We start from the raw sequence: 6,351 nt of genomic DNA on the forward strand, positions 1-6,351 counted from the left end.
CCCAAGAACGAACCCAATACACGGCAGGGAGTGACTTACCCATGAACCAATACAAGCTGTTAACCCCAGGGCCGCTGACCACGACCCGTACGGTGAAAGAGGAAATGCTCCTGGACCGCTGCACCTGGGACGATGACTATAAATCGATCACGCAGCGGATCCGGTCCCAATTACTCGGCATCGCCGGCGCCGATCCTGCGGAATACACCGCCGTACTGATGCAAGGCAGCGGCACGTTTGCGGTTGAATCGGTCATGACCTCGGCCATTTCCGATCAGGACAAGGTGCTGATCATTACGAACGGCGCCTACGGCGAGCGGATCGTCCAGATGGCGCAGTATATCGGATTGAACTATGCGGAATATCGTATCGACTATGACCGGCATCCCGACGAAACGGAGCTTCGTGGCTTGCTTGAAGCCGATCCTTCCATTACCCATATCGCGATGGTTCACTGCGAGACGACGACGGGCATATTAAATCCGGTCGAAACCGTGGCGGGGCTGGCCCAAGCGTATGGCAAAACGCTGATCATCGACGCCATGAGCAGCTTCGGCGGCATTCCGATCGATGTGCCGGGCCTCGGTATCGACTATTTGATCAGCAGCGCCAATAAATGCATTCAAGGCGTACCCGGCTTCGGGTTTGTCATTGCCAGGCTGGAGAAGCTGAAGGAGCTCAAGGGCACGGCCCGCAGCCTGTCGCTTGATCTCTACGACCAATGGAAGGGCATGGACAAGGACGGCAAATGGCGGTTTACCTCACCCACCCATGTCGTGGCCGCCTTTGCAAAGGCGCTTGACGAGCTGGCGGAGGAGGGGGGCGTCCCGGCCCGGTTCGAACGCTACCGCCAGAACAACCGGCTGCTTCGCGACCGGCTGGCCGGCATCGGGCTGTACGCCTATATCGAGGAAGCGAAGCAGTCGCCGATCATTACGACGTTTTTGTTCCCTGAGGGGCAGCATTTCAGCTTTGCCGACTTTTACGCCTACGTGAAAGAAAGGGGCTTCGTCATCTACCCCGGCAAGCTGACGGACGTCGATACGTTCCGCATCGGCAACATCGGGGAGATCTATGAGGAGGACATCGAGCAGTTGTGCGGTATAATCGAGGAATATATGGGAGGAATGAAGCGATGAACCGGATTGAGGGTGTGATTTTGGATTGGGCCGGAACGGCCGTGGACTTCGGCTGCTTTGCGCCGGTGAACGTCTTTGTCGATATTTTCAACCAGGCTGGCATTGAAGTTACGATGGAGGAAGCCAGAGCACCGATGGGCATGCTCAAAATCGACCACATCCGTGCCATGCTGTCCATGCAGAGAATTTCCGCTCTCTGGAAGGACAAGTACGGACGGGATTTCAGCGAAGAGGACGTACACCGGCTGTACGCCGCGTTTGAGCCTGCGCTGATGGCCTCTCTGTCCGAATATACGGATCCGATACCCGGCGTCATCGAGACGGTGGAAGCGCTGCGGGCAGACGGACTGAAGATCGGCTCGACTACAGGGTATACGCACTCCATGATGGACGTCGTCACTCAGGGCGCACGGGAAAAGGGGTACTATCCCGACCATCTCGTCACCCCTGACGAAACGGGATCTTACGGCAGACCGTACCCGTACATGATTTTCCGCAACATGGAGCATCTGAAGCTGTCCGCATCCTGGAAGGTGGTCAAGGCCGGCGATACGGCCTCCGATATCCAGGAAGGCGTGCAGGCCGGCGTATGGGCGGTCGGCGTCGTCATCGGCAGCTCAGAGATGGGCTTAAGCCAGGAGGTATACGACAGCTTGCCCGCGGCAGAGCGGGCCGAGGCGATCGAGCGCACGAGACGGGCGTTCCTGGCGAACGGGGCCGATTTTACGATCGATACGCTGGCGGAGCTGCCGGCCCTCATCGGAACGATCAACCAGATGCTGGCCAAGGGCGAACGCCCGGGCCAAGCACAGCGGCTGCAGACCGCAGAGCTTTAATAGCATATAGTTCAGCTGTCATCCAACCGCGCTTCGGCGCGGTTTTTTATATTGGCTAAATCTATTCAACAACGATCCTCTTGAAAATTTGCTGGAGGGATGGGTAGAGTAATGTAAGGGTGCCGATTTTAACGAGAGCACCAACACCACAATTTCAAAGGAGGCACAAAGGATGAAAATCGTTGTGACCAGTATATTTGTATCAGACCAAGATCGGGCACTTCAGTTTTATTCGGAAAAGCTGGGGTTTGTCAAAAAGGAGGACGTTCCCGTCGGTGAATACAGGTGGATCACGCTTGTCTCTCCCGACGAGCAGAACGGCACCGAGCTCTTGCTCGAACCGAATAACCATCCTGCTGCCAAAGAGTATCAAACGAAGATATTTGCTGATGGCATCCCGGCAGCGATGTTTGGTGTGGAGGATATTCATACAGAGTATAAGCGGCTGTTGGAAAACGGTGTGAAGTTTACGATGGAGCCGACCCAAATGGGCCATCTTACATTAGCCGTCTTCGACGATACATGCGGCAACCTTATCCAGATTGTGCAGAAGTAACACAGCAGAGCGGCTGAAGAAGTCCCTGCAATAATGTACTATCCGCCTGCCCGCCCCGCACCCTATAATGCTAAAAAACGACGGTGTGAGGAGTATCCAACATGAACATTGCTTCTTTTCTGCTGTACTGTGTCATTGTTACCTTTACGCCGGGGCCATCGAATATCGTCATTTTGGCGGCGGTCCGGCAGGAGGGCTTCAGGCAGGCGGCCAAATATATTACCGGGGCTTCTATCGCTTACTCTTTGCTGGTGGCCGCTTCGGTCGTGGTGAACCGGGAGCTGGTTACGGGGATGCCCGTCGTTCTTACGGTTCTAAGGATCGCCGGCAGCTTGTTCATTCTGTACCTGGCATACCAGATTTACCGCATGGACGTGTCCAAGGCAGCGGCCAAGCAGACGGCGTCTTTTATGTCGGGATTTTGGATGCAGTTTCTGAACCCGAAAGTGGTGTTGTTCACCATTACCGTCATTCCCATTTACGTCATGCCCTATTATTCTTCAGGTTGGGTCTTGGCCCTGTTTGTGGGATTGGTCTCGCTGATCGGGGTTGCCGCCTATTTTTCCTGGGGACTGTTCGGCACACTGCTCAAGGGCATTCTGCAAAAACACCAAAAAATCTCGAATATCGTTTTCTCCCTGCTTCTGGTATACTCGGCCGTAATGGTATCCGGGATCACAGACATCGCGAGGGGGTGAGCGGAGGATGGAACGATTCGAGTATAAGCAGGCGGCGGGCATTACCGCGCTGTCGGCAAGCATTGCCGATTTTACGTCAAAAAGCACTGCCACGAGGAGTACGCGCTCGGCGTCACCCTCCGCGGCGTTCAGCAGTACGACCTGGAAGGGAGCCTGCAGTCCTCCCACCGCAGCGGCGTGATGCTGTTTCATCCCGAGCAGACGCATGACGGCTGGTCGCAGGAACGCTCCGGCATCGATTATGTCATGCTCTACATTCACCCGGATCAATTCCTGGAAGCTTTGGGGAAAAAGGAAGTGCTCCGCTTCTCCGACCCCATCGTGTACGACGCGGGTCTGCGGCGCAGCATTCTCGATCTGTCCACCGCCATTGCCGGCGGCCAATCCGAGGATGTATGCAGCGAACTGTTGTTTCGGGTTGCGGGCCACTTTTCGCAGGACAGTTTGCGGCCGATGGACATCAAGGCCCCATCGTTCACCCGCAAAGCCAAGGAGCGGATTCATGAGAACCTGGAGCATGTGCTTCGGCTGGACGAAATCAGCGGGGAGTTCGGGATGTCCAAGTATCAGTTCATCCGGGCTTTCAAAGCCAATACCGGGCTCTCACCCTACCAGTACTTCCTGAATTGCCGCTTGGAGCGGGCCCGGCAGCTGATTGAAAAGCACCGGGATATTTACCTGGCGGTGAGCAGCTGCGGTTTTGTGGATCTGGCCCATTTGAACCGTCATTACAAGCATGTGTACGGCACGACGGCATTCGAATATTTGTCTTACTTGGAGGGGAAGATCTGACCTCGTTAGATTCGTTATAATAAGTTCGTTATACGGCATGTCATCCGAAAGGATGGCGTGCCTTTTTGCGTTTTGCGTTGGAACGCCGGACTGACTCCCGGATGGCGTCCCTGTCCGACAGGAGGTTCTTTCGTCATTTCCCATGGATCTTCGGATTGAACGGCTGCTCATGTGAGCGACGTTTTAAAAGAGAATGTATCGGGAACAATGGATGTCATGAAATGTCCATGATTATAGTATAGGGTGCTAGGGTATATTAGAAGGGGGCAGTCATTCTGAAGACGAAAAGGAGTGCTGACATGATGAAAAAACAATGGCTTATACTCATCGCCGCGGCCATGCTGGTGCTGGGAGGGTGCCAAAATAATGACTCCGCGTCGGAGCCGGCATCCGTGACCCCGTCTCAGCACGAGCAGGAAGCGGATGATTCGGCCATGAACATGGACCAGATGGACGAGATGCATCATTCCGGTTCCGGGGAAGTTCCCGCGGGGCTGAAAGAAGCGGCGAATCCGGCTTTCAAGGTGGGAAGCCAGGCGATCATCGAGGCCGGCCACATGAAAGGGATGAAGGGCGCCAAGGCTACCATTGTCGGTGCCTATGATACGACGGCCTATGCCGTCTCCTACACGCCGACGACCGGCGGGCCCAAGGTGACGAACCACAAGTGGGTGATCCACGAGGAGATCGAGAACGCCGGGGCCGAGCCGTTCAAGCCGGGGGACGAGGTCGTTCTGGAGGCGGACCATATGCCGGGAATGAAGGGCGCCAAGGCTACGATCGATTCCGCCGAGAAAACGACGGTGTATATGGTGAATTATGAACCAACGACGGGCGGGGATCCGGTCAAAAACCATATGTGGGTTACGGGAAGCGAGCTGTCGGCTGCCAAATAACCGTCCCGAAAACCCCTAAACCATCTAGGGCCACGAACAAGTGGCCCTTTGTTGTTTTCCAGGCCGATGCTCGTAGAAGAATTTCTATTACGGATTCATCGCCCTCCTCGCAATATTGGATAAGCAATATAAAAAAGCACCCTTTAAGGGTGCTCACGCAAATTTGGGTCGGATCCCAATCCCTACTTTCCGGTAAGGCGTTTGAGTTACTCCCCGGAATATAGGCCGATACGGTTCCCGAGGGTCGACAGCCTCTTCGGCCTTTGGTCCAGCTCACCGGCCAAGACGGTCAGTGCTTCTTTGAGCTGCTGCTCATTCCAATACACATAAGGGCTTTTCCACTGGCCCTCGACGGTCTGCATCTGGATTTGGTCCGGTTTCATTTTTTTGTAATTGAGGAGCCACCGCTCCATATTCTTGGCGGGAACGTCCGTCTGAACCTGTTCCCCGATAATGTCCAGCACTTGCCCCCATTGGCTGATGCCTTTAAATGAAGTGAGCTTGTCCAGGACCTGGTTCAGCACCTGCTGCTGGCGCCGGTTCCGGTCGAAATCTGAAGACGGCGACGATCCGTCGTTGGACTTCCGGTAACGGACGAAGTCGAGCGCCTGTTTGCCGTCCAGATGCTGCATACCCTTGCGCAGATTGATATCCGTGCCGTCCGCCGTATCTTTGTAGCGCATGTCCATGTCGACGTCAACATCGACGCCGCCGACGGCATCGATGATCTGCCGGAATCCTTCAAAGTTGATCATAACCATATAATCGACCGGAATGTGGAACAAGTCGCCAAAGAACTCCTTCGTGTCGGCCATGGCCGCCTTTTTGTCCTTGATATAGTAATGGGCGTAATAGTAGTTGGCTTTGTGCGTCCCCAGCTGGGATTGGCTGATTTTTAAATCCCGGGGGATGGATATTAAGCTTGCCGATTTCTTTTCAGGATTTAGCGCCCCCAAAATCATCACATCGGTATTGATCGTTCCCCCGCTGCCTTCGCGGTTGTCGATTCCGGCGAGCAGAAAAGTCATTGGCTTCATGTCGGCCTCGGTTACGCTTTCAACCGGCGGCTCGCTGACGGCCTCCCCCTGTTCCTGCTGCTGGGACTGGGGTGCGTAATATTCCGCTGCAGCCGATATTTTATGTAAGGTTGATATCGCTTTATGATGCAAAAATCCAAGGAATCCGCCTACTCCGATCAGCAGGAGCGCGATTACTGCAGTGATGCTGAGCATCCACTTGCGGAGCCGGCTTATTTTCTTCTTTTTTTTGGAACGTGGTTGCATAACATCCTCCAATCCTGTTCTATATAGAATGAACTAAAGAAATGAATGTTCTAGGTTTCTATTAGGCCGCTATGACCGAAAGTTCAATGCAAAACTTTAATTCATTCTATCTATCAAAAAAAGCACTATACATATGTATACTATAATTATT

The 6,351-nt window shown here is 54.2% G+C and carries 6 protein-coding genes and 1 pseudogene; 6 read left to right on the top strand and 1 reads right to left on the bottom strand.

The window, feature by feature from the left end:
- The first annotated feature begins 41 nt into the window (after positions 1–41).
- The 6 genes and pseudogenes from phnW to CPT76_RS27675 all read left to right on the top strand — a co-directional run bounded on the left by phnW (position 42) and on the right by CPT76_RS27675 (position 4,917).
- On the top strand, positions 42–1,139 hold the full coding sequence (gene phnW / locus CPT76_RS27650; protein ID WP_105445170.1) for a 2-aminoethylphosphonate--pyruvate transaminase: 1,098 nt from the start codon (positions 42–44) through the stop codon (positions 1,137–1,139).
- Positions 1,136–1,975 carry a phosphonoacetaldehyde hydrolase gene (gene phnX / locus CPT76_RS27655; protein ID WP_105445171.1) on the top strand — a complete coding sequence of 280 codons (840 nt, stop codon included), beginning with the start codon at positions 1,136–1,138 and terminating at the stop codon, positions 1,973–1,975. The genes phnW and phnX overlap by 4 nt, the downstream gene beginning before the upstream one ends.
- A 172-nt stretch (positions 1,976–2,147) precedes the next feature.
- Entirely contained in the window at positions 2,148–2,531 is a 384-nt protein-coding gene (locus CPT76_RS27660) for a VOC family protein (RefSeq protein WP_105445172.1), read from the top strand.
- A 101-nt stretch (positions 2,532–2,632) separates the two neighbouring features.
- Complete coding sequence (locus CPT76_RS27665; RefSeq protein WP_105445173.1) at positions 2,633–3,229, top strand: LysE family translocator; 597 nt, start codon at positions 2,633–2,635, stop codon at positions 3,227–3,229.
- 7 nt (positions 3,230–3,236) lie between these two features.
- Positions 3,237–4,021 (top strand): annotated as a pseudogene (locus CPT76_RS27670) (helix-turn-helix domain-containing protein).
- 302 nt (positions 4,022–4,323) lie between these two features.
- Positions 4,324–4,917 carry a YdhK family protein gene (locus CPT76_RS27675; RefSeq protein WP_105445253.1) on the top strand — a complete coding sequence of 198 codons (594 nt, stop codon included), beginning with the start codon at positions 4,324–4,326 and terminating at the stop codon, positions 4,915–4,917.
- A gap of 206 nt (positions 4,918–5,123) precedes the next feature.
- On the opposite strand, the gene CPT76_RS27680 is transcribed toward CPT76_RS27675, so the two are convergent.
- Entirely contained in the window at positions 5,124–6,200 is a 1,077-nt protein-coding gene (locus CPT76_RS27680) for an LCP family protein (RefSeq protein ID WP_258168852.1), read from the bottom strand.
- Between the last annotated feature and the right edge of the window lie 151 nt (positions 6,201–6,351).

It is taken from the genome of Paenibacillus sp. AR247 (assembly GCF_002968895.1).
Lineage (GTDB): Bacteria > Bacillota > Bacilli > Paenibacillales > Paenibacillaceae > Paenibacillus_AQ > Paenibacillus_AQ favisporus.

Bases quoted from the DNA above. Each gene is read 5' to 3' on its own strand.
- CPT76_RS27680 (WP_258168852.1), bottom strand. From the start codon at position 6,200: ATGCAACCACGTTCCAAAAAAAAGAAGAAAATAAGCCGGCTCCGCAAG.
- CPT76_RS27675 (WP_105445253.1), top strand. From the start codon at position 4,324: ATGAAAAAACAATGGCTTATACTCATCGCCGCGGCCATGCTGGTGCTG.
- CPT76_RS27665 (WP_105445173.1), top strand. From the start codon at position 2,633: ATGAACATTGCTTCTTTTCTGCTGTACTGTGTCATTGTTACCTTTACG.
- CPT76_RS27660 (WP_105445172.1), top strand. From the start codon at position 2,148: ATGAAAATCGTTGTGACCAGTATATTTGTATCAGACCAAGATCGGGCA.
- phnX (WP_105445171.1), top strand. From the start codon at position 1,136: ATGAACCGGATTGAGGGTGTGATTTTGGATTGGGCCGGAACGGCCGTG.
- phnW (WP_105445170.1), top strand. From the start codon at position 42: ATGAACCAATACAAGCTGTTAACCCCAGGGCCGCTGACCACGACCCGT.